Genomic DNA, 23,145 nt, shown 5'->3' with positions numbered 1-23,145 from the left:
TTAGCAGTTTAATTTAAAATAGGTTTGAGTATAAATTAAAAACTTTTTCTTTTATTTTTCACAAATTTAAAAAATATATTTAGAAATCAGGATATTTTTATCCTGATTTTATTTAAAGCCATATAAATTCAATGACAATTTATACTAAATCTTATTTAAAAATAGTATACTATTCGAAATTTATTAAACATTCGCTATTTAAATGAGAAACAGCATAATACATTATTTTCTCTTCAGTCTGATAATCTCTCTCTCATTCTCATCCATTCTATTTCCCAGCTTTTCATTTTCCTGCTCTAACCTTTCCAACTTTTTCTTCTTTTCAATTTCCTCATCCTTAACATTTCTTCGCTCTACAATTACATTATTCCCAATTTTATCATCAGGATTCTCAATAATTTCCATTCCCTCTCCAATATCCATTCCAAAAATTTCAATCTTCTCTCCATTATCCATCCCAATAAACACTTCCTTTTCTTTAACCAAATTATTCTTATCAATCAAATAAATATAACTTTTCTGATTTTTAAAAATAACAGCCTTTTTTGGAACAGCCAGAATATTCTCTTTTTTCTTATAAATCACACGAATATTTACTTGCTCGTTTAAAAACAGATCCTTAAATAAAGTTGGCAAAAATTCAAACACATTCATATCCCCAATCTTATTAATTTTAAATAATTCTGCTTCAATAACCTTTTTTTCAGAAAATAAATCTGAATTCTCTTTTATTTTATTCTTATCTTGCAAAATTTCCTTATTTTTATTATTTTTCATTTCGATTAATTCTTCAAGTGTTTTTTCTTCTCCAATTTTTTTATCTTTTCTCCTAAAAATACTAATTTTGGCAACATTTCCAATATTCAGATTTTTAACTTTACCACTTTTCACACTTTCACTAACTATTTTTAAATTTTCCCTTTTTGCAAGAATCAAAATAGGCTCATTTTTGTTTGTAATTCCACCTTTCACTGCATTAATTTTCACAATGTAAGCATCAAATGGACTTCTTACACTTCTCTGAACCAATCTTGTATTTCTCATTTCATCTTTAATTTCAATTTCCAATCCTGATATTTCTCCGCGTAATTCCTGAATTTTCTGACTAACATCAGCTCCCAATTCCTTTTGTTTTTCCAAATTTCGTAATTCCCGATTTTTAATCACTAATAACATACGTTTTTCATTCAATCCATTTTTCTGATAATCACTAAATTTCACTATTACATCGCCCTTTTTTACAAAATCTCCAGCCTTGTAATAAACATCATCAACGGATAAATTCACATCCAGTCCAATTTTAGTAATATTATGTGCAACAACAGTTCCTTTCATATCCACAAAAAGTTCAAGATTTTCACGTGTTATTTTTTCAATAACATATTTCTGATTAACTTTCGGAGTACAGAATTTTATCATAAAAAGAATAATAAAAATAAAAATTGCGGGCATTATCCAAATTATTTCATCTTTTTTTCTCAATTTTCTCTTCCTTTTTTAGTGGTTTCCATCAAAATAGGAATTTTCACTTAAATTATCTTCATAAGGGAAATATTCCTTTCGTCCTAGATAAAGCTGATCTGATTTCCTTTGGATTGGAACTACAAAAAATCCCCAGTTATTCAAATCAGTATAAATAAAAAATCTTACTGTGTTGTTTTGAATTGTATCGGTATCATTTTGAGAAATTATATTTGTAAATTCAGGCAAAATTTCCTGTGCATCCATTTCTTCGTAGTTATCCTCATTTTTATAAATCATCTCTTTTTTCAATTCGCCTTCTGCAGTATAAACATAAATTTTTAGTTCTTCAGCAGAAATCTTTTTGTCAATTTGTCCAATCAGAATATCAGCCTTTCGTGAAGTTTGTATCATTTCCACTTTTTCCCCGTCGTATTTTTCCACCCACACAGAATACGGTACAAGCGGAACTTCATTCACAATTTCCACGTCTATATGCCCGAAACGCTTATAATCCAGATATTTTATAGCTCCATCCAGACAGTTCAGTTTTAGCTCGTAATCATCACGATGGCTCAGTTCCTTGTATTCAATCATTTTTCCCGGCACAAATTCCTTTAGGACTTCCTGAAATGTACTGATTTTCGTTGACTGTCCGCTTAATTTTATTAATGAATATTCAAAAAGTAGCCCTTCCTTGTAATATGTATTCAAAAATTTTCTGAGCATTCCGTAAATATCAGCTTTTACGATTTTTTCAATTTCCTTTATCGTAAAAATATGTCTTGGGTAATCTGTTATTGTGGTAAATATTCCATTTTCATAAGTATGAATTTTCCAGCTTTTCAACTGCGTTATATGAATATCATTCCGTTTTTCATAATTTCTAGGCACATCAAAACGTGTCCGCAGTCTTCCATCGGATGTAAAAAATTCCTTTTTAAGATTTTCAGCGGCTTCCCACAGCATATAAAAGTTATTCCGTATTTTCTGATACTCCTCACTCATTTTATTCTCAAACTGTGAATATTTTGTAGGAATTATATTTTCATACTTTTCATATTCCAAATTCATATTTTCAAAAATTTTTTCAACACCGCTCTCATCAATTACCTTGTAAATCATATCATTATCATATTTTATCAAATCATTAATAGAAACAATCCTATTTTCAGAATATTTTGCCCCAAGTACAATTTTCAAAAACTGCATAATTCTGTAAGTCAAGTCATTTCCACCAAAATTCTCATCCCCGTTTTCAAAGCTCGTCCTTATATCTAGATAATACGAAATCCTGTCCTTGCTAATCACATATTTACAAGCCGCCAAATCCGTCGTCCCGCCACCACAGTCAATAATTAATGCACTATATTCCTCGTTTTCCTTATATCTCCCCTTCCTTATCTGTATCTCAATTGTATTGTACAGCACTGCAATTGCTTCATCCATAGCATTTTCACGAATAATCTCATATTCATAATTTTTCTCGCTTGAAATTATATTTTTTTCAGAAATTTCAGAATTCTGATTTTTATTAAATTTATTTTCCATCATAAAAATTTCCTGAAACATCGCCAAAAACTGCTCCTTTAATTTTACAGGGCTGGAAGCGTGAATTTTTTTAAATTTACATTTAAACATATATTCAGCACGATTCACAACATATTTTAAGTACGCCTTTATTATATCCTTTCTTTTTACATACAGAATATTTCCAAACTCATCATTAATTTTCTCAAGTTTATTATGCTCATGAACCCATCTTTTCAAGCTGTAAAAAATCGAGCCATTGACAATATAGTCATTTCTCTCTAGCTTTCTTACCACATCGTACCCAAATGAATACTTAATATTATTAGCATCACTGCAATCATCAATATAAACTAACGTTGGAAAAATCTCACGGTAATGCCTCTCCCCGTCGTCAAATTTCACATAATTTATCGCATCTATTACGACATTTCCATTCAAAATATCGTTAGTAGGCAAATCCTTCACATAATTTTTATCCAGATATGCCCCAAGAGCTGTATTTACTGTCCCAAAATCAATACAAAGCGGTGTATTCGTAGCTTCCAGATTTTTCACAACAAAATTTTCAATTTCAACTTTATAATAGTCCATCTGATATGGATAAAGCGGCATCATTTCATCTTCCTTCAAATTATAAAATTTATGAATAAATTTCAAGTCATTTTCTTTAAAGAACAAAAATGAAAATTTATTATTTCTCAGCGTTTCAACTCTAAAAAATTCCTTTTTACTAATCAGAAAATACTTATTTCTGCTATTCAAATCCTTTTCCAGCTGGAAAATCCCACACAAGTAATTATTTGCATTTATAAGAAAAACATTTGCACTGCTCACATTTTCAGGAATCTCAATTTTATAATTGTCTTCCCTCATCAAATCAAGCTCCTTGTATAAAATAATCTTGTGTGGCACCCGTATCTTATTCTCATGATGAATTCTCTCGCCAAGTTTATTATCAAAAAGTTCCTGAACATTCACAAGCCCGTTTTTATTAAACTTGTCAATACAGTAATTTCCCTTGACCCCTCTATATTTCATCAAAAGTGAGATAAGCTCTTCTCTAGTAGGCGTTTCCACATGCACATTTACCAAATGTTCCTCGATTGCAATCTGATACATCTCATAATAAGATTTTCTTCGCAATTCCTCTTCATAGAATAATCTCATTTTTATCTTTTCCCCTTTACTATTTTCAAGTATTATAACGACTTTATTAAAATTCAAGATTTACTTGTTTTTGATTTTATCGTGATTTATCTAATAGTTTCCTGAATAACAAAGAATTCTTTACCTTTGTTAAACAATATTTACTTTAAATTTAAACGGTTATCAAGCATATCTAATGCTAACCCAAATTTAAAAAATAGAAATTATATTTTGTTGCATAAAAAAAAATTATACTATACTCTAACCTGTTTAAAATTAAACTACTAAAAATTATATGAATTTAGAGTTTGAGTAAAATAGTCATGACTTTTGAGTTTGGTTTTAAAGAAGTTTCACTATAATTCTATTATTTTAATGGCAAATAGTATAATTTATAAAATCTAAAAATATTAAAAATATTTAGCTTTGCATAAAAATTTTTCTCAATTTTTCAATCATTTCCCTAACACTTCCAAATCTTTTCTGCCTGTCAAATTCCAGCCCCTTTTTTATAACTTCTTCCACTTCCTTAAATTTCTCAATCTTCTCAAATCCCAAAATAATTTCTCTATCAAATTCGAGTTCTGCCTTATAAAATCTCTTAATTGCCCCATCCACTTTCACTCCACAAAGCATAAAATATAAAAGTGCCGCAAGTGAATAAACATCCGTTCTTTCATCAATCTCTACTTTTTCTGAATAAATCTCAATCGGCGAATACCCATCTGAAACCTTAACAAACTCAACCTTTTCCTTCTTTTTCAAGCTCGCTCCAAAATCGATAATCCTGATATTTCCCCTAATATCAATCAAAATATTTGAAGGCTTCAAATCACAATGAATAATACCCTTTTTATGAATTTTATAAACTACTTCTGCAATTTTAAAAAATATTTCCAAAATATGATTTATTCTCACTTTTCCATTTTTTATCCTATTTTCCAAAATATATTTTTTCAAGGTAACTCCACAAAAATATTCAGTAACAATATAATTTGTCCCATTTTCACTAAAAAAATCCACAAGTTTAACAACATCATCCACAAATTTTCGTTTTCTTCTTTTAGATTTTTTCAAAAATTTCTCCAAAATACATTTTTCTTTCCAAAAACATTCTTTCAAATTTTCAAAATCTTTCTTGTACTTTTCAGTAAAAACCTCTTTACTATTTCTCATAACAATTTCTGAAGGATAACATTCCTTAATAATTACTTTTTCCCCTTGTCTATCTTCACACATATAAATATTGGAAAAATCACTTTTAGCTACATAATTTAAAATTTTATACTTCCCATTCAATATTATTCCCTTTGATAAAAAATCCATTCTTCTTTTCCCTTTTAAATTCTCTATTTTTCACAAAATTATTCCCATTTCTATCACGGCCAAGAACTTCCCAGTTCTTCTCAATTTCCTTTTCAAGTTGTGAAATTCCATTACTTTTTACCTTATAATTTTTCTTAAAATTTCTATTATCTGCATTCAAATTTTTTCTATTATATTTTTTATTTTTAGAAACTTTCTTTTTTATTCTTGAATTATTTAATTTTTCAGCTCCTTTCTCTTTAGTTTTTATAATATTTTGAGTAATTTCGAAATTTTTTGCATAGTTTTTTTCTATCTTTTTATTTTTTATCTCCTCATTTTCAACCAAATTACTATTCTCCAAAGGTTTTTCAACTTCATCTTCAATATTTTTCTGTCTAACTTTATTTCTTTCTATCTCTGATTGTTTGTTTAAATTATTTTTCATCAAATTTGCTTTTTCTATAATTTTCTCAGCCATTATATTTTTTACTTTTTCTTTTCTTTCACCTTTCAAGTTACCCTTTTGAATATTTTTCCCCACAGAAACAAACATAAACACAAATATTATAGCCAAAAATATATATTTTACAACTTTTTCCCATTTTTGATTTTTTTCATTAATTTCTTTTTCTAACAATTCATAATTTTTTTCCATTTCAATATCTTCAACAAAAATCGACAAAAATGGTATCACTTTTCCCAATTTTTTCTCACTAGCCTTTATCTGTTCACTTAAATTCTGCTCGACATTTAATTTACTTTTCCTATCAACATAAACCTCCTCAATTTCACTCTCATTAACAACTTTCCAAAATTCAGAATTCCCAGCCAGCAAATAATCATGTTTTTTCAGTCTTATTTTTTTGACTTGCTCACCACTTATCTTTTCCACAATTCTATTTTCCCTATACAAAACAAGTTCAGTTTTCCCCATATTTCCAACAATCATATTATTTTTTTCAATAATTATAACAATTTGCGAATAAAAATTTTTTAAATCAAAATCTTTTTCAGCTTTATGAAATTTATATAATTTTGTTTTCTCAAAAATCACTTTATCAACGGAAGATTGTATAATCTGTTTTATATTTTCTAGAGAAAATTCATTATTTTCCAAATATTTTTCAATAATTTTATGAACTCCAATTTTTGCTAAATTTATCTTATCAATTTTCTTATTTTCAATATTACTATTTCCAATTTTTTGAGATATTTCTGACTTTTCCTGCCATTTTTCATTTGTCTTTTCATCAAGATCAGCAATACACCATATTCCCTTGCTTCCATTTGGAATATATGCCGAATAAGTGTTTTTTTCAGCAATTTGTGCATATTCCTTAAAAAAGAAAGTATTTAATTTTATATTTTTTATCATTTTCCCTCCTTTCTTTTAAAAAATCTTCCAAAACTGCCACCATTTTTTATTTGCCTTTTTCTCAGCCTTTTTCAGCTTTTTCTCAATTTCAGCTATTTCATTTTGTTTTGTACCGCTTTTTTCCAGCTTTTCCTTTGCCTGCGTAAATTTTTCCACAGCTTCCTTCCATTTTTTATTCTTAAAATCCTCTTCTGCTTTTCTCTTTAATAAATATCCCTCATTTTTTTCAATTTTTTTATTCAAATCCTCAATTTTAGACATCTGATTTCCAAAATTTCCATCTGCATTCACCTCTTCCAGAAGTTTCTTTGTTTCCTCATATTTTGAAATACTTTCTTCAAATCTTTCATTTATAGCCAACTGGTCTGCCTGTGTTTCCATATTTGAGGCATTTTCCATTTTCCTTGTTATTTCTTCACGTCTTTGCCTCTCCCGCTCCATTTCTTCCTGCTGTGCCTTGATTTCAGCTTCTTTTATCTGCAGTTGCTGCTCCATCTGGATTTCCTGCTGTCTTAACCTTTCTGAATATTCCATTTCCTGTGTTTTTAACTTTTCAGCATTCTGGCTTTCAAATTTAATAAATTCCTGTGCCTGATTTATGTATTTACTCACAGCATTTGCATTATTCGTATCCTTCATTTTCTGATAAATATTTTTAGCCTGCGTTAGAATATTTATTGCTTGTGCTGGATTATTAGCAGTTATTTGCGAAAGTCCTTCCTGAACGAGATTGTTGGCAGTCTGTAAATCAGCATTTTGCTGGGAATGGAGTTCCTGTATCTTATTGTCAATTTCTCCCACTTTCACAGTATCTCCAAGCGCCTGGTACATCTGTCGTGCCTGATAATACGCCTCTTTTGAAGAATTAATATTGCTTTGTGCCAGCGAGTCTCCTTTATTTTCAGCAAGCATTGCCCCATTATACGCTGTTTTTTCCTTATCCGTTATTTCTTCCAGCTTTTTCTCAACTTGCGAAACATAATCTGCCCTTCCATTTGCCAAATACATATCAGCCGCATTTTTATAGCTAACCTTTGCTAAATTGTAGCTTCCTTCATTAACCGCTGTATCTCCAGCGACCTCTAAAGCCTTAGCTTCCTTTAATTTCACAGTTGAATTTATCCGTGAATCCAATGTAGTTAAAATCTCTTCCGTGTTCAGCTCATCCCGTTTATAGCTATTGTCATTCAGGTTATACTTAGCCTGCTGATATTTTACGTTCGCCTCGTCATAATTTCCGCTGTTAAACATCTCATTTCCCTCATTAATATCCGAAAATGCCTTTTTAATTTTCTCAGTTTCTCCAATTTTCTTATTTATCTCATCAATTTTCTTACTTGCATCAGCTCTTTTTTTCTCAGCATTCGTAAGAAATCCTATTATACCCTTGTTTTTAGGCTTTAATTTTTCGTATTCTCCAATTTCAAGTTTCAAATTATCAATTGAATTATTAAAATTTTTCTTTAAGATCTCCTCATCCGCCAATTTTTCATACTGTGTTGCCGCCTGCAGAATACCATTTCGCCTTTTTACATTCCAAATTATAACAAACAAAATAATTACAACAATAATTAGCATTACAAGTATTATTTTTTTAATAAGTTTCCTTTTATCCTTTTCCATCGGCTCTGGACTTGCTACAGCACCTACTTCTACCTGTGCAATCGTATAATTTTCGATATTATCCCTAAGCGAAGCAAGTATCCGTTTTTCCAATGAATTTAACCATTGCTTCTTATCCTCAAATCTGGATAAATCATTTTCCATATCATGCTCATCAATATTTTCCCAAAATCCTACAGTCGTCAAGCAAAAAACATCCTTTTCTATAAGTTCTACAGGTTTTTTTATAATATTTGGCTTAATTTTCCCAAAATCCCCAATTGCCTGCAGCAAATCATTTCTTTGCCTGTGAAATCTCATATCCGATATATTCAATGCCTCTTCGTCCACCAAAAGCTGTGCTATCGTGTCATCTCTGCTTTGAGAAATGATATATCCGCCTCTAATATGATAAAACCTTGTATTTCCGATATTTCCATATAAAATTGAATTATAATTACTTATAATGATTAAAAGAGAAGTGTGCATAAGAGAATATTTCTGAGTTTCTTCCTGTTTTTCCTTAACTTTCAGATTGGCATAATCCATCATTTCCTTTATTACATCATAGTTAAATCGTGGACGTAGCATAAAATATTCAATAGCAGATTCCACAGCAATCCTTGCCGCAACTTTTGCCCCTTCTTCCTCATCAAATCCATCCGCCACAGCCCAAATCGCATAATTATCCAGCAAAACATACCCAAAATAATCGTTATTTTCAGCCTTCGTCCCAGCCTCACTCAAAAATTCCGTAATAAATTTTGCCTCATCTTTCCTCATTTCTCAATTTCTCCCTCTATTTTTTATTAATTCAACTTTATAAAATATATTTTTATACTATTCCCCATTAAAAAGGTTAATATCTAATAAATTTTGAATTGTATTCTATTTTCTAATAAGATTTAGTATTAGATTATTTTGTTTAATAACAGTTTTTCCTATTTTATATTATATTTTTTCTTTTATTTTCGTAGGATTGCTCATCGCCGCAAATCCTACCACCTATGGCTAGTCTACGACATTTTTCTGCACTGACAAAAAACTCGCTATGCTCAGACAGTTTTGCCAGCACATAAAAATGCTCCGACGGATTAATTTATACTCAATCCTGTTTAAAAAATAAAAATTATATCTTAAATCATTTGAAAATATTGGATTTAGTATAAATTTATTAAATCTGTTCGTAATCTTCGATTTTTACTTCTAAATCATTATTTTTATCCTGAAAATTCGTATTTTTCACAATTTTTTCATCGTTTAAATTTTCATATTTTCTTTTCACGCTTTCCTCTCTTGATTTTTGCTTTTCCCAGTCAAAATAATCTCCGCACAAATTCACAAATACAAACTTACTTTCCCCCATTTCCACTACTGAATAAGCTCTTAGTTCTACTGTGTTGTAGACTGCTTCTCCATTTAGATAAATAAGTCCGTTGGAATCTCCAGGAGTTAGCATAAATTTTCGCTGTTTGGGATTATAGCTTATTGAACAATGGTTTTTTCTAGAAATCATAGTATCTCCTAAAATTTGTATATCCATATTTTCTCCACGCCCAACAAAGTTGCGTTCACTCACAATTCTGTAGTCTTTTCCCTTATCATGCCCTTCAATACACGTAAGCCAACCCACGACTGGATCTACTGTGCTGTCTTTAGACCAGTAGGCTGTTGTTCTGTCTTCATCTTTCATTTCTTCAACTAGATTAATTTTATCATCTAGATTTTCTGTTTCCAGCCCTTCTGATTTGCAGTAAGGACATAAGCTGTATCTTGAAACATCATATATATGCCCATTTTTACATCTATCCAATTTCATTTTAAAATTTTCCTTTCTTTTTTCATTTTATGAATTTATAGGTTTATTTTAATAATATTTTTGTAGTTGCTAAATAAATTATGTCTCCTGATTCCACTTTTACTGGTATATTTTTTTTCAGCTTTATTTTCCGTTTATCTAAACTTCTTTCTATTCCGCTTCCATTTTGTGAGCCTAAATCCTCATAATACCAGATTCCATTGACACGATTTAAGATTCCATGAGCCCTGCTGACTAAATTTGAGTAAATTCCTTCACTTACATCTATATCCACCCTGTTTCTTGGCGATTGCTTCCCAATGAGAAGCGATGTTGCTCTCCCAATTTTCCAAATTTTCATATCATAATCTTCCGAATCCTTCAAAAATATATGCTCAATCTGCTTTTTCTCCAAATCCTCTATTTCCTTCACTCTTTCTAAAAATACATTATGCTCTCTTTCTCTCTCATGCTTTATATTTTTGATTTCCTCCTCAACTTCCACCTTTTCAAAAAATCTTTCCACAATAAGCAGGTAAAGTGTAACTCCAATATAAATAAAAATTGAAAAATAAAGGCTTTTTGTAGAATATCCTGAAAGATGTACAAAAATGAATGTAAATATTAAAACTGTCATTATCAAAATATTTTTTATATTTAAAAATTTGTAACTTTTTTGATTTTTTGCATTCAATTTACGTTTTTCATATTTTTTAATTCCCTTATCTACACTAATTTTATTTCTTTCATCGTCAATTTTTCCATTTTCTCTATTTTTTCCAAGCCGTGCTACGCTTCTAAGCCTTTCCAGCCTGTAAATGCTCCCACGCCCAAATGGACGCCTAAAAATGTTTCCCCAATTTGTAAAACTTCTTCTAATTCCCCACAACATTTCTAATTTCCCCTTCTTACTTTTTCTCTTTCATATCAAAAAAACTCTCAAACCTGCTTTTCACACTTTCCTTCTCAGCTTTTGCTTTATTCTTCCCCATTTTATCTAGCCCAAAACTATTTTCAAACATTCCTTTCATTTCGGTTGCACTTTTAAAAAACTCTTTTCCGAAAGTAAAATTATTTTGAAAAGATTTACTTTTAAAATTTTCTTTATTATTTTTATTTTTTTGAGGATTTCTCTCATTTTTTCTTTTGTAATCATACTCTTTCCGTTTTTTATCGTTTGAAAGAACTTCATAAGCCTCTGTTATTTCTCGAAATTTTTTTACAGCTTTTTCATCTCCTGTATTTCTGTCAGGATGATATTTCATTGCCATTTTTCTATATTTCTTTTTTATTTCAGAAACATCTGCATTCTCAGGTACTTCCAGTATTTTATAATAATCCATGCCTCTTCCTTCTTTATTAATTTTTCTTTAATTTTAATTAAATAATACTATATTATTATATTTTTGTCAATATATTTTTAATTTGTAATTAATATTTTTAATTTTAAATTTCACAAAAAAGACATAAAATTTACATATTTTTGTCAAAATTAAATGGTATTATGTATTTGTTCAAAAGATAGGAGCATAAAAATAAAAATTGAAATGGAGATGATTAATATGAATATGAAAAATACTTTTAAGAAAATGGTTGCAATTCTAGGAATAGCAGGAATATCAATTGTATCTTTCGCGATACCGCCTAAAGAGTTGCCTTCAAGGAAGCCTGGAGCTGAAATTATTCAGTCAAATAAAAAGGTTGCTAAGAAAAAGAGCAGAAATGTAAAATCGCCTAACAGACATCATGCAGTTCTTCAAGGAAAAAGAAAATAATAAAAAAGCTCAATTTATAAAGTTATTACTCATGCAAAAGAATAAAATCAATACTGTTTTACTAAAAAAGCCATCTTAAATATAATAAAAGGTGGTTTTTTTAGTTGACAAAAATCTATCAAATTAAATAATATTGAAGATTGGATAAAATAGTAAAAACTTATTATCCTAATTTTAAAGTGATTTTATTATGCAGTAAAATTTTTTTAAAAATAATTTGATTTTTTGAAAAATGGGGGTATACTTTTAGTGTAAAGAACAAAAATGGAGGTATTTATATGAAAGTTTTAGCTATGATTTTAGCTGGTGGAAGAGGTTCAAGACTTGACATTCTATCAGAAAAAAGAGTTAAACCAAGTGTTCCTTTTGCTGGAAAATTCAGAATTATTGATTTTGCACTAAGTAACTGTTCAAATTCTGGTATTTATGATGTTGCATTGCTTACTCAATATTTGCCATTATCATTAAATGAACACATCGGATCTGGGAAACCATGGGATTTTGACAGAAGAGACACTGCAATCACAATGTTGCAGCCACATGAAAAACTTGGCGGAAATTCTTGGTATCAAGGAACTGCCGATGCAATTAGACAAAATATTGATTTTATTAAAAGTAAAAACCCTAAATATGTATTGATTTTATCTGGAGATCATATTTACAAAATGGATTACAGATGGATGTTAAAAGAACACGAAGAAAATGACGCTGAATTAACAATTGCTGTACAGCCAGTACCTATTGAAGAGGCAAGCAGATTCGGTATTTTTGAAGTTGATCAAAATAAAAAAATCTTAAGCTTTGAAGAAAAGCCTGCTGAACCAAAAAGTAACCTAGCTTCAATGGGAATTTATATTTTTAACACAGATTCATTATTAGAATACCTTGAAAAATTGGAAAATCACGATTTAGATTTTGGAAATCACGTTATTCCTGCAATGATACAGGAAGACAGAAAAGTTTATGTTCACACTTATGATAGCTACTGGAAAGATGTAGGAACTTATGATTCATACTTGGAAGCAAATCTGGATTTAATCAAAAAATCTGAAGAAGTTGGAATTAACTTGTATGACCAAGGATGGAAAATTTACACAAGAAGTGAAGACTTAGCACCTGTAAGAATCGGAGTTACAGGAAGCGTTCAAAATTCATTAATCTGTAATGGATGTAAAATTGAAGGAAGTGTGGAAAATTCAGTATTAGGACCTGGAGTTACTGTTAGAAAAGGTGCAACTATTAGAAACTGTATTATTTTCTCTGGAACGTATGTAGATGCAAATTCTCACTTAGATACAATTATTGCTGATAAAAAAACATACATTGGTAAAAATTCATTTATAGGGAATGGAAATGCAAATATTCCTAACAAGGAACGTCCAGATTTATTATCTTCAGGAATAACAGTAATTGGTAAAGGTGTAGTTATTCCTGATGGTTCAATTATTGGTAAAAATGTAAGAATTTTTTCTGGAGTAAAAATTGATGAGCATAACAGATTAATTGAAACAGGGGAGACTGTAAAATGGTAGTTTAGACTATCTAAAATTAATAATTAAAAAAATTCAAGTTATTGAGATTTTTAAACTATTTTAAATGGTAAATCTTGGTAGCTTGAATATTTTAGAATATGCCTAAAATCTTCTAAAATCGAACTGGTAGAATAAAAAAGATTTTGGCAAAATAGCAGAGTAATAGAATAATCATAATTTTGCAGTTCGGTTTTAAAATGATTGTACTAAAAATATTTTAAGAATAGGAGTGATTAATTTGAAAATAGTATATTTGGCATCTGAAGTGGCTCCGTTTTATAAATCTGGTGGACTAGCTGACGTTTTGGGGGCATTGCCTAAAAAAATGCAGGAATTAGGACATGAAGTTTCTATAATAATGCCTAAATACGATATAATACCGTTAAAGTATCTTGAAAAACTGGAATGGGTAGCAAGGCTTGAAAGTCACGGAGATGTGTTTAATTTAGTAAGATACCCAGATGATAAGATAAATTATTACTTTATTGAAAATAAAGCATTGTACGAAAGAGGACATGTTTACGGAGATTTTGATCAGGATGTTCAATATGCGATGTTTTCAGAATTGGCACTTAGATTTTTGAAGGAAATTAATTTGCAGGCGGATATCTTGCATTGTAACGACTGGCAAACTGGTCCAGTTCCATATTTTTTGAATGTTAGATATAATTATGATCCATTTTACTGGGATATGAGAACAGTTTATTCAATTCACAACTTAATGTATCAAGGAAAATTCTCTAAATATTCATTTGAAAGAATGGGATATTATATGGATGACAGACATGACTTGAACTTTATGGAAATTGGAATTGGATATGGAGATGTTGTAAATACAGTGAGTCCAACTTATGCCGAAGAAATAAAATACGCTTACTTTGGTGAAGGGCTGGAATGGATTACAAATAGAAAATATATTCACGGTATTTTAAACGGAATAGACGTTGAAGAATTCAATCCTGAAACAACAAAAGGAATAATTCCTTTTAATAAAGATTCTTTAGATAAAAAGAAAGAAAATAAATATTTACTACAAGAAAAATTAGGGTTGCCAAAATCAGATGTTGCTTTAATTTCGATAATTTCAAGACTTGTAGAAGGAAAAGGGCTAGACTTGGTATCAGCGGCGCTTGAAAACTTATTGCAGTATGATGCTGTTCAAATAGTGATTTTAGGAAGTGGAGATAAATTCTACGAAGACTACTATAACCACTTGGCATGGAAATATCCTGATAAATTCAAAGTTTATCTTGGGTACAACGGACAGCTTGCAAATGAAATTTACGCTGGAAGTGACATGTTCCTCATGCCATCAAGATATGAGCCTTGCGGACTTAGCCAAATGATAGCAATGAGATTTGGAACTATACCGATTGTAAGGGAAACTGGAGGACTAAAAGATACTGTACAGCCTTACAACGTTTTTACAGATGAAGGAAACGGATTTTCATTTACAAACTTTAATGCAGATGATATGCTTTTTACAATAAAAGTGGCAGAAGGAATTTATTATGACAGACCTGACATTTGGGAAAAATTGGTAAAAAGAAATATGGATCTTGATTTTTCTTGGGATAGATCAGCAAGAGAATATGAAAAACTTTATGAATTAGCTAAATCTTATTAATTTTTAAAAAATAAAATGGAGTAGAACTGTAATGTTGCACTCCATTTTTTGCTCTAAAATGTAATTGACAAAACTCGAAATTAGGTTTATAATTTTACCAAGAAACAAAGAAACCAAAAAAAGGAGATTTTTTATGGAAAGTAATATTTTGGAAATGAATAAGACAATCTCGATTTCTTCTAAAAATCAGATTACAATTCCTAAAAAAGTTATGGAATATCTAGGTTTTACAAAAGAGGCAAAAATAAAGGTTAGCAAAGGCTCTTTGATTGTAACGCCTGTGAAAGAAAATGAAGATATGGAATTTTCAGATTTGATTTTGGAGGACTTGATAAAGGAAGGATATTCAGGAGAAGAACTTCTAAAAGAATTTAAAGTGAGAAAAAATAATGTCAAGCCTGCAATTCAGGAATTAATATCAGACACAGAAAAAAACGGAGTAAGTTATGAGGATGTATTTGGGGAGGATTAATAATGGAAACGGAAGTAATTATATCCACTGGTGCGGCAAAATATTTTAAGAAATTAAAAGACAAAAAATTAAAAGAAAAATTTGCTGAAGCAATTAAAAAAATTAAGGAAAATCCTGAAATAGGAGAAATGAAAAAATCCGATTTAGCAGGCATATATGGTTATGATATTTTTTACAATAAAATTAACTATGAACTAGCGTATACAATTAAGATAGAAGATAAAAAAATAGTTATTATACTATTAGCAGGAACAAGAGAAAATTTTTATAAAACTTTAAAAAAATATTTAAAGTCACAATAAAATAGTGTAAGAAAAAAGTCAAGTTTTTCAATTAATTTATGAAAAATTTGATTTTTTTTATTTATTAAATGCGAACTATTATTCATCAAACTATTTCAAAGTGAAAAAATTAAATAAGGATATAACATTTCTGATTGAAGTTTTAATACCGATATGATAAAATTTTAGAAGAAAATAATATAAGAAAAAATTTTGAAAAATAGAGGTAAATTGATGAAAAAAGATAAAATTGGGTTTTTGATATTTCATATATTTTTTATTGCGTTTGTGCTGTTTTTGAAAAATGTAGTTGCTTTTCAGAATGAAGCGTTGGAGATGAAATTTTTGGAATGTCTGCTTATGGGTGTTTATATTTATACGTTTTTTACAGCGAAAATTTATTTGGAATGGCTAAATTCGTATATGATTTTTTTGTATACGCTGTTTTTGTTTAATTTTACAAGGATATTTCTGGATATTGTGAATTATAGGGAATTTGGATGGGCTACGAAGTTTGCTAACTTTTATTTTTTTTATGATGTGAGAAATGAGATAATAAATGTTTTTCTGCTAGTATTACTATTTACGCATCTAGGATTTTTCATTGCGATTTCAAACGAGAAGATTAGTGAGATTAGAAGCAGTGTTACGCTTGAAAGCAGAAAGCTGTTTACGAATGTTGGAATGGCTCTGTTTATAATTTCGTTGCCTGCTTTAGCCTACAAGATGTTTATTCAGCTAAGGGTTATTTTGCGGGCTGGATACGAGGCTTATTATACTGGAATTTTAAAGGGAGTTGATTATCCTGCATTTACAAAAGGCTCTGGTACAGTGATGACAATTGGATTTTTGATATTTTTAATTTCAATTCCATCCAAAAGAAAATTTTTGACAATTTCTTCACTTTATCTTATGGTAAAACTGCTGGATTCATTCAAAGGGGCAAGAGCAATATTTTTGACACAGCTTCTTTTTATAATGTGGTATTACGCAAAAGTATATGGAATCAGGATAAAAGCCAAGACAATGGTAAAATTAGTAGGATTTACCGTGATTTTTTCACAAATTCTGGTGTCTGTGCGAAGTAAAAAAATATTCAGTCTGGATTTGGTAAACACAATTTTTAATTTTCTATTTTCTCAAGGAGTAAGTTATCTTGTGCTTGGCTACACAATCAATTTTAAGCACAGCATTGTAGGAAACGGAAGCTACCCCTACATCTTGCAGGGAATATTTGGCTTTAAGCCACAGTCGTTGGAAACACTTGCCACAACCAACTCCATTGCAGATAAATTAACATATTATCTAAATTCAGGTGCTTATTTAAAAGGAGAAGGAATCGGCTCAAACTATATTGCAGAAATGTATGATTTAGGCTACTTCTGGTTAATTATAATCTCAATTCTGCTTGGAATTTTTATTATAAAATACGAAAAATATGTTGTGAAAAATAGATTTTTATTATTAACAAGCTATTACTTTATACCCAATTTATTTTATATCCCAAGAGGCTCATTCTTCGGAGAAGGTCTAATAAAAAATATGGCAATGCTAATAGCAGTTTATGTGATAATTTTCAGTTTTGACTACATGTATAGGAAAATTGTGGAAAAGAAGGAACTGATTTGATTTTTTAGGGAGTTGAGTGGGATTGAATGAGAAAGAACTAGTATTTAAAGTTCATTGGGCAGAGAAATTAAAAATGGTATTTAAATTGATTTGTATTCCATTATTGTTTTTTTGGGGATGGAGATTTTCTTTGGATTTTTCAATAAATGAAATACTTTTTAAATGCTTTTTAACTATTCTGCTTTCAATCATAATATTTTTAATTTTATCTATTTTTGTTTTTAACAAAAAAATTGAAGTCTTTGATAATATTATGACATATTATGAAAGAGGAAAAGAAGTTTGGTGTAGAAGAATAGGAAAGGATAATGTTAGGATATTTAACGAGAATAATTTATTTTATGGTGATGTTAAATATCTTTCGATAGATTATTGTTATGTTGTTATTTCTTTATTTGGAAAGAAAAATTGCTTAAAACTTGAAAAAATTATTTGTGAATTTCAACTTGAAAAAGAGAAAATTGAAAATACAGTATTTGAGATTCCAAAAAAGGAATTACTTGTAGAAAAATGTAAAAATATTTTTAAAAATAATGCTGTTAAGATAATTATTGTCTTGATAGTAGTTAAATATTCTGATAATATTTTTTCGAATTACGTTTTGATAATTATTATTTTGGGAGCTATTATTTTACAAATTGTTTCTTTAATTAGAATGAAAATTTATACACCAAAAATTATAAAAATATTTAGTAATTTTATAGGTATTGATGATGAAAAATACAATAAGTATGATATAAAAAAGTTGATGATTACAAGTCCGAATACAAAAAGTGAAACAATAGATTTTGGATACAGAATATTAAAAATTTTTGGAAATAATGAAAAAAAGGTTTATACACTAATTACCTCTAAAAATTCAGAATTTAAAAATTCTGGAAAGGATGAGGATTACGAGACTTTTTATGAAGAAATAGTAAAATTTTGTATTGTGAATGGAATTGAGTATGAGTTGGTGTAGAAAAATAGGAGTTTAACGTTGATGGAAATAGAAAATATAGAAATAATAGATGGAATAAATGACAATAATAAAAACGATATAGTCAAATGGACTAATGAAAAGGGAAAGGACTTTCTTGAGCAATGGGCTGGAAAAAGTCTTGATTTTCCACTTACAGAAAGTCAAATTGATGATTTGAAGGATATTTACTCGATTTTTTGTGAGAATGAGTTTGTGGGGATTATTCAGAAAATACGAAAAGAGATAGACAATGTTCATATTGGAAGATTTTTGATTAATCCTGAATTTACTGGAAAAGGACTTGGAAAAAAGGCTTTGATAGAGTTTATAAATTTAATTTTTCAAGATGAGAACGTGAATTCGATTACGTTAAATGTGTTCGATTATAATGCGGGGGCAAAGAAATTGTATGAGAAAGTTGGATTTGAAGTTGTGAATGTTACTGAAAATCCGATGAAAAAGTATATGATGATTATGAAAAAAGATGAAAAATAGGAGAAAATAATGATAGAAAAAAAAATATATTATGTCTGGATTGGGAATACCAAAAAGCCAGATATTTTTTATAAATGTCTAGAATCGTGGAAGAAAAATCTGCCTGATTTTGAAATAATAGAGATAAATGAGAAAAATTTTGATATGGAAAAACACCTTGCGAAAAATAGATTTTTTCGTGAATGTTACGAAAGAAGGCTTTGGGCGTATGTTTCGGATTATATGAGAGTGCATTTTATGTATGAAAATTCTGGAATTTATGTGGATACGGATATGGAAATAATTAAAGATTTGACACCGATTTTGGAAGGAAAAGATGAATTTTCTAAAAATGGGAAGATGAATTTTTTTATTGGGTATGAGGATGAAAAACACATAAGTGTTGGAATTTTTGGGACAACGAAGCATAATGAAGTGTTAAAGGACATTAAAGATTTTTACGAGAATGACATTTGGAAAAAGCCAATTTGGACGATTCCTAAGATTTTTACCTATACTTTTGAGAAAAAATATAATTTGAGCGAGAAAAGGGAAAATACTTTAAAAAACGGAGAAATAGTTATTTTTCCGAAAGAATATTTTTATCCTTATGGATTTAAGGAAGTTTATTCTGATGATTGCATAAAACCTGAAACATACGGAATTCATTGGTGGAATGACAGCTGGAGCAGTTTGAAGGCAAGGTTGTTTTTGGAAACGAAACATTTGTCAGGAGTAAAAAAACTGGTTAAAAAGATGAGGATAATTGCGAGGTTTTATTTAAAGGAAAAGAGATAAAAATAAGGATTATTTAGATAGAAATAAAAAAGTAAAAATAAAAAGGTTTGGTAGATACTAAAAAAAGTGATATAATTGAATGAAAAATTTGGAATAACAGATAAATTTTTATTAGAGAAACTGTTGTTTTGAGAAAATAAAGAAGGATTAGGAGAAATATTGGAAAAATGAGTAATTTAAAAAAAATATTGTTGTCGCTTATGATTTGTGGGGCAACTGTTAGCTGGGCAAAAGAATTTAAAATAATGACATATAATATTTATGGAGGAAGACTTACGAATGGTCAAAAACTAGGTGAAAGCATTAAGCCGTACGAGCCTGATTTTGTATCACTTCAGGAAGTTGACAAGTTTACGAAAAGAAGTAATTTTCGTGATATAACTTCTGATATTGCAAAAGTTCTTGGTTATGACTATTATTTCTTTAAGAAATCAAGAGATTATGATGGTGGGGAATATGGAATTTCATTTATTTCAAAATATCCGCTTGAGAAAATATATACTTATGAATTGCCGTCGGAAGGTGTTGAAAAAAGACAGCTGATAGTTGCAGAGCTTTCTAAAAAAACTTTTGGGAAAAAGGTGCTGGTAATGAATACGCATTTGGACTTTAAGCAACAGATAAAGCCTGAAGAAATGGAGTCGCTGGACTTGCTTACAAAATTTTTTGATAAAGATGATATAAAGTTTTTGAGTGGAGATTTTAATTTTTTACCAACGACAAAATATTACGGAGAGATTACGAAAGACTGGAGAGATACTTATATGGAATCCAATGCTAGTGGTGTAAGAACTCTTTCAGATCCACGTATTGACTATATTTTTGGTAGCCAGTCGAAAAAATGGAAGGTAAAATCAAGCTATTTTATTAATGATGCAACGCAGGACTGGACAAAACTGTCAGATCATCTTCCATATATAACGGTTTTGGATATAAAATAAAAAAAGAAGGAGACATAGAGTATGAAAATTTCCCTTGTAATGCCGACAATTAATGTTACAACTGAACTTGATTTATTCCTAAAAAGCCTAAAGGCACAGACTTATAAGGATTTTGAGCTGATTGTGGTAGATCAGAATGAAGGAAATGAAGTTTTTGAAATTGTGAAAGATTATGAAGAGGAATTTAAGATAAAATATGTAAGAAGTGATGAAAAAGGGCTAAGCTTGAATAGAAACAGAGGGCTTATCCTGATGAAAGGTGAAATTGTAGGATTTCCTGATGATGATTGTGAATATCGGCCTGATACACTTGAAAAAGTTGCAGAATTTTTTGAAAGAAAGAAAAATTATCAGATTTATTCGTGTCGTACACTTGAACGGGGAAAAGACTATGGAACAGGCGTTATGGAGAAAAAGGACATGGAAATAACGAAGGATAATGTGGATACAACTGTGAAATCCATAACTTTTTTTGTAAATTACGGTAAGGATGATATTGTCTTATTTGATGAAAATCTAGGCGTTGGTGCAACTTTTGGAAGTGGGGAGGAAACAGACTATGTGCTGACATTGCTTCACAAAGGCTATAAGGGAAGATATTTTGCAAATGATATAATTTACCATCCAGCTAAAAAGGGAAACTATAACGATCTGGAACGTGCTTATAGATATGCATTGGGATTTGGAGCATTGGTAAAAAAGGAAGTAAAGGGCAGAAAAAACAGATTTTATATTCTGAAATACTGGAAGAGACAATTTAGAAGTTTTGCTGGAATGATTGTTACAAGAAACAGGGCATATCATAGAGTTGTGATGAAGGGTAGAAAAATTGGATATACAAAATATAAAATCTAAAAATTAGGAGAAGAATATGGATAAGATAAAATGCTTGATAAATATGATAATAGCTTATCTCATTTATCCATTTAACAAACGAAAATTCAAAAATAGAAATATATGGCTTATGGGTGGAAACGCAGGAGAACTTTTTGTGGATAATGGACGTGCGATGTATGAGTATTTACGGTCAAGACAGCAGGAAGAAGTGTACTGGGTAATAAACAGAAATGCCAAAATTGCAAAAAAAATTCCGGGAGAAAAACTGATAAAAGGAAGTGTAAAAAGCTATCTGTATTTTATGAATGCAAAAGTTGCATTATTTTCTCACTCAATTTCTGCGGACATTGTTCCCTACCTATTTGTAGTGCCATTAATAAATAAATTTCACAAAAAAGTATTCAAAGTATTCCTGAATCACGGAACAGTAGGTTTTAAAATCCGACAGGCAATGAATCCAAAAACGGCAAAAGTAGCAGAAGCACTTGTAAAATCCTATGATTTAAATATTTGCGATTCAGAATTTGAAAAAAAAGTAAAAACAGAAACTTGGTGGGAAGTTCCAAAGGAAACAGCAGTTATAACAGGCTACCCAAGATACGATAAATTATACAATCTAAAAATTATGGAAAAACAAATATTCTTTATGCCGACATGGCGAAACTGGCTAAAGTCAGAAAACTCAGAAAACCAAAAATTTGAAGAAACAAAATATTTCCAAAATATTGCAAATTTAATTACAGACAAGAAATTAAATAACTATTTGGAAAAAAATGATATTAAATTAAACATTTACATTCATCAGTTAATGCAAGATTATCTAAAGAACTTTGGAAATATAAAGCTTGGAAAAAATATAAAAATACTCCCAAAAGAAGTAAACATAACTGAAGAACTGCAAAAATCAAAATTATTAATAACAGATTATTCAAGCGTAGCCTACGATTTTTACTATCTGAACAAGCCAATTATCTTCTTCCAGTTCGATAAACGTGAATACGAAGAAAAAGTCGGCTCTTATGTAGACTTAGACAAAGACTTGTTCGGAAAACAAGCCAAAACTGTAGAAAAATGCGTTGAAGAAATCATTGAAATTTTCGAAAATAATTTTCATTATGACGAGGAAATGAAGCAAAAATCTGATAAGTTGAGAGAAAAGTTTTTGAAGTATGTGGATAAGGGGAATTGTGAGAGAGTTTACAATGAAATTTCAAAAAAAATAAACTGATTATATTTTTGATATCTATTTTAGATTATTTTTATTAATAATAGTTTTTTCTTTTATAATTATAATCTTTTCTAACGTAAGGGCATCAAGCGCCATGCCCTTACAACCACGCTTAACGCAAAACTTTCTTATAAAAGAAAAATAGAACTCGCTTTTGAACAAAAATTATTTTATATCTAAATAAATATGTATAATTAAAAAATATTTTAAAAGCTCAAACAGCTATTTTTCTTCTAACGAAATTTTGCTCAAAAATCTTTTAATTAGAATAGTTGTTATAACTAAATTAAAATTGTCGTGATTTTTTGGAAATGAAATCGATTGTTTGAGCGAAGTTTTACGTAGCGAGTTTCGATTTTGTTTTCAA

Annotated in this window: 20 protein-coding genes; 12 read left to right on the top strand and 8 right to left on the bottom strand. The window is 29.5% G+C overall.

All coding sequences use genetic code 11. The features are described from left to right. Positions 1-222: 222 nt before the first annotated feature. From HMPREF1552_RS08410 to HMPREF1552_RS08375, 8 genes are all read right to left on the bottom strand, one after another. The gene (locus tag HMPREF1552_RS08410; protein ID WP_021744737.1) at positions 223-1,482 is read right to left on the bottom strand and encodes an efflux RND transporter periplasmic adaptor subunit; all 1,260 of its coding nucleotides are present in this window, start codon (positions 1,480-1,482) and stop codon (positions 223-225) included. A gap of 15 nt (positions 1,483-1,497) precedes the next feature. Continuing rightward, on the bottom strand, positions 1,498-4,161 hold the full coding sequence (locus HMPREF1552_RS08405) for a molecular chaperone (RefSeq protein ID WP_039901464.1): 2,664 nt from the start codon (positions 4,159-4,161) through the stop codon (positions 1,498-1,500). Between the two features lie 399 nt (positions 4,162-4,560). Further along, positions 4,561-5,466, bottom strand: coding sequence for a serine/threonine-protein kinase (locus HMPREF1552_RS08400; RefSeq protein ID WP_021744735.1), 906 nt, complete (start codon positions 5,464-5,466; stop codon positions 4,561-4,563). Further along, positions 5,423-6,823, bottom strand: coding sequence for a hypothetical protein (locus HMPREF1552_RS08395; RefSeq protein ID WP_021744734.1), 1,401 nt, complete (start codon positions 6,821-6,823; stop codon positions 5,423-5,425). Before HMPREF1552_RS08395 ends, HMPREF1552_RS08400 begins: the two co-directional genes overlap by 44 nt. A gap of 15 nt (positions 6,824-6,838) precedes the next feature. Further along, positions 6,839-9,208, bottom strand: coding sequence for a PP2C family serine/threonine-protein phosphatase (locus HMPREF1552_RS08390; RefSeq protein WP_021744733.1), 2,370 nt, complete (start codon positions 9,206-9,208; stop codon positions 6,839-6,841). Positions 9,209-9,599: 391 nt separating this feature from the next. Then, positions 9,600-10,244: an FHA domain-containing protein gene (locus HMPREF1552_RS08385; RefSeq protein ID WP_021744731.1), complete on the bottom strand. Its 645-nt coding sequence runs from the start codon at positions 10,242-10,244 to the stop codon at positions 9,600-9,602. Between the two features lie 43 nt (positions 10,245-10,287). After that, a complete protein-coding gene (locus HMPREF1552_RS08380; protein WP_021744730.1) occupies positions 10,288-11,115 on the bottom strand; it encodes an FHA domain-containing protein in 828 nt (275 codons plus the stop codon). Positions 11,116-11,131: 16 nt separating this feature from the next. Further along, the gene (locus tag HMPREF1552_RS08375; protein WP_021744729.1) at positions 11,132-11,566 is read right to left on the bottom strand and encodes a DnaJ domain-containing protein; all 435 of its coding nucleotides are present in this window, start codon (positions 11,564-11,566) and stop codon (positions 11,132-11,134) included. 219 nt (positions 11,567-11,785) lie between these two features. On the opposite strand from HMPREF1552_RS08375, the gene HMPREF1552_RS08370 reads away from it, so the two are divergent. The 12 genes from HMPREF1552_RS08370 to HMPREF1552_RS08315 all read left to right on the top strand — a co-directional run bounded on the left by HMPREF1552_RS08370 (position 11,786) and on the right by HMPREF1552_RS08315 (position 22,778). After that, a complete protein-coding gene (locus HMPREF1552_RS08370) occupies positions 11,786-11,998 on the top strand; it encodes a hypothetical protein (RefSeq protein WP_039901461.1) in 213 nt (70 codons plus the stop codon). Between the two features lie 278 nt (positions 11,999-12,276). After that, on the top strand, positions 12,277-13,530 hold the full coding sequence (locus HMPREF1552_RS08365; RefSeq protein WP_021744727.1) for a glucose-1-phosphate adenylyltransferase: 1,254 nt from the start codon (positions 12,277-12,279) through the stop codon (positions 13,528-13,530). Positions 13,531-13,768: 238 nt separating this feature from the next. Beyond that, the gene (locus tag HMPREF1552_RS08360; protein ID WP_039901460.1) at positions 13,769-15,157 is read left to right on the top strand and encodes a glycogen synthase; all 1,389 of its coding nucleotides are present in this window, start codon (positions 13,769-13,771) and stop codon (positions 15,155-15,157) included. 133 nt (positions 15,158-15,290) lie between these two features. Next, positions 15,291-15,629, top strand: coding sequence for a toxin-antitoxin system antitoxin component AbrB family (locus HMPREF1552_RS08355; RefSeq protein WP_021744725.1), 339 nt, complete (start codon positions 15,291-15,293; stop codon positions 15,627-15,629). Positions 15,630-15,631: 2 nt separating this feature from the next. Continuing rightward, positions 15,632-15,931, top strand: a complete 300-nt coding sequence (locus HMPREF1552_RS08350; protein WP_021744724.1) for a type II toxin-antitoxin system RelE/ParE family toxin — start codon at positions 15,632-15,634, stop codon at positions 15,929-15,931. A 213-nt stretch (positions 15,932-16,144) separates the two neighbouring features. Continuing rightward, positions 16,145-17,539, top strand: a complete 1,395-nt coding sequence (wzy, locus tag HMPREF1552_RS08345) for an O-antigen polysaccharide polymerase Wzy (RefSeq protein ID WP_021744723.1) — start codon at positions 16,145-16,147, stop codon at positions 17,537-17,539. 22 nt (positions 17,540-17,561) lie between these two features. Next, positions 17,562-18,500 (top strand): hypothetical protein, encoded by a 939-nt coding sequence (locus HMPREF1552_RS08340; protein ID WP_369750444.1) that lies wholly within the window; start codon positions 17,562-17,564, stop codon positions 18,498-18,500. Positions 18,501-18,521: 21 nt separating this feature from the next. Then, positions 18,522-18,995, top strand: a complete 474-nt coding sequence (locus HMPREF1552_RS08335; RefSeq protein ID WP_021744721.1) for a GNAT family N-acetyltransferase — start codon at positions 18,522-18,524, stop codon at positions 18,993-18,995. 9 nt (positions 18,996-19,004) lie between these two features. Further along, positions 19,005-19,772, top strand: coding sequence for a glycosyltransferase (locus HMPREF1552_RS08330; protein WP_021744720.1), 768 nt, complete (start codon positions 19,005-19,007; stop codon positions 19,770-19,772). A 167-nt stretch (positions 19,773-19,939) separates the two neighbouring features. Further along, positions 19,940-20,713, top strand: coding sequence for an endonuclease/exonuclease/phosphatase family protein (locus tag HMPREF1552_RS08325; protein WP_021744719.1), 774 nt, complete (start codon positions 19,940-19,942; stop codon positions 20,711-20,713). A 21-nt stretch (positions 20,714-20,734) separates the two neighbouring features. Then, a complete protein-coding gene (locus HMPREF1552_RS08320) occupies positions 20,735-21,568 on the top strand; it encodes a glycosyltransferase family 2 protein (RefSeq protein ID WP_021744718.1) in 834 nt (277 codons plus the stop codon). A gap of 16 nt (positions 21,569-21,584) precedes the next feature. Then, a complete protein-coding gene (locus tag HMPREF1552_RS08315; RefSeq protein ID WP_021744717.1) occupies positions 21,585-22,778 on the top strand; it encodes a CDP-glycerol--poly(glycerophosphate) glycerophosphotransferase in 1,194 nt (397 codons plus the stop codon). Positions 22,779-23,145 lie beyond the last annotated feature (367 nt).

It is taken from the genome of Leptotrichia sp. oral taxon 879 str. F0557 (assembly GCF_000469385.1).
GTDB lineage: Bacteria > Fusobacteriota > Fusobacteriia > Fusobacteriales > Leptotrichiaceae > Leptotrichia > Leptotrichia mesophila.
The sequence above is the reverse complement of the archived record's forward strand: the minus strand, read 5'-3'. Positions and strand labels throughout refer to the sequence as shown.

What these genes read in the sequence shown, in the direction of transcription:
- HMPREF1552_RS08405 (WP_039901464.1), bottom strand. Translation starts at nt 4,161, where the DNA reads ATGAGATTATTCTATGAAGAGGAATTGCGAAGAAAATCTTATTATGAG.
- HMPREF1552_RS08400 (WP_021744735.1), bottom strand. Translation starts at nt 5,466, where the DNA reads ATGGATTTTTTATCAAAGGGAATAATATTGAATGGGAAGTATAAAATT.
- HMPREF1552_RS08395 (WP_021744734.1), bottom strand. Translation starts at nt 6,823, where the DNA reads ATGATAAAAAATATAAAATTAAATACTTTCTTTTTTAAGGAATATGCA.
- HMPREF1552_RS08390 (WP_021744733.1), bottom strand. Translation starts at nt 9,208, where the DNA reads ATGAGGAAAGATGAGGCAAAATTTATTACGGAATTTTTGAGTGAGGCT.
- HMPREF1552_RS08385 (WP_021744731.1), bottom strand. Translation starts at nt 10,244, where the DNA reads ATGAAATTGGATAGATGTAAAAATGGGCATATATATGATGTTTCAAGA.
- HMPREF1552_RS08380 (WP_021744730.1), bottom strand. Translation starts at nt 11,115, where the DNA reads ATGTTGTGGGGAATTAGAAGAAGTTTTACAAATTGGGGAAACATTTTT.
- HMPREF1552_RS08375 (WP_021744729.1), bottom strand. Translation starts at nt 11,566, where the DNA reads ATGGATTATTATAAAATACTGGAAGTACCTGAGAATGCAGATGTTTCT.
- HMPREF1552_RS08370 (WP_039901461.1), top strand. Translation starts at nt 11,786, where the DNA reads ATGAATATGAAAAATACTTTTAAGAAAATGGTTGCAATTCTAGGAATA.
- HMPREF1552_RS08365 (WP_021744727.1), top strand. Translation starts at nt 12,277, where the DNA reads ATGAAAGTTTTAGCTATGATTTTAGCTGGTGGAAGAGGTTCAAGACTT.
- HMPREF1552_RS08355 (WP_021744725.1), top strand. Translation starts at nt 15,291, where the DNA reads ATGGAAAGTAATATTTTGGAAATGAATAAGACAATCTCGATTTCTTCT.
- HMPREF1552_RS08350 (WP_021744724.1), top strand. Translation starts at nt 15,632, where the DNA reads ATGGAAACGGAAGTAATTATATCCACTGGTGCGGCAAAATATTTTAAG.
- wzy (WP_021744723.1), top strand. Translation starts at nt 16,145, where the DNA reads ATGAAAAAAGATAAAATTGGGTTTTTGATATTTCATATATTTTTTATT.
- HMPREF1552_RS08335 (WP_021744721.1), top strand. Translation starts at nt 18,522, where the DNA reads ATGGAAATAGAAAATATAGAAATAATAGATGGAATAAATGACAATAAT.
- HMPREF1552_RS08330 (WP_021744720.1), top strand. Translation starts at nt 19,005, where the DNA reads ATGATAGAAAAAAAAATATATTATGTCTGGATTGGGAATACCAAAAAG.
- HMPREF1552_RS08325 (WP_021744719.1), top strand. Translation starts at nt 19,940, where the DNA reads ATGAGTAATTTAAAAAAAATATTGTTGTCGCTTATGATTTGTGGGGCA.
- HMPREF1552_RS08320 (WP_021744718.1), top strand. Translation starts at nt 20,735, where the DNA reads ATGAAAATTTCCCTTGTAATGCCGACAATTAATGTTACAACTGAACTT.
- HMPREF1552_RS08315 (WP_021744717.1), top strand. Translation starts at nt 21,585, where the DNA reads ATGGATAAGATAAAATGCTTGATAAATATGATAATAGCTTATCTCATT.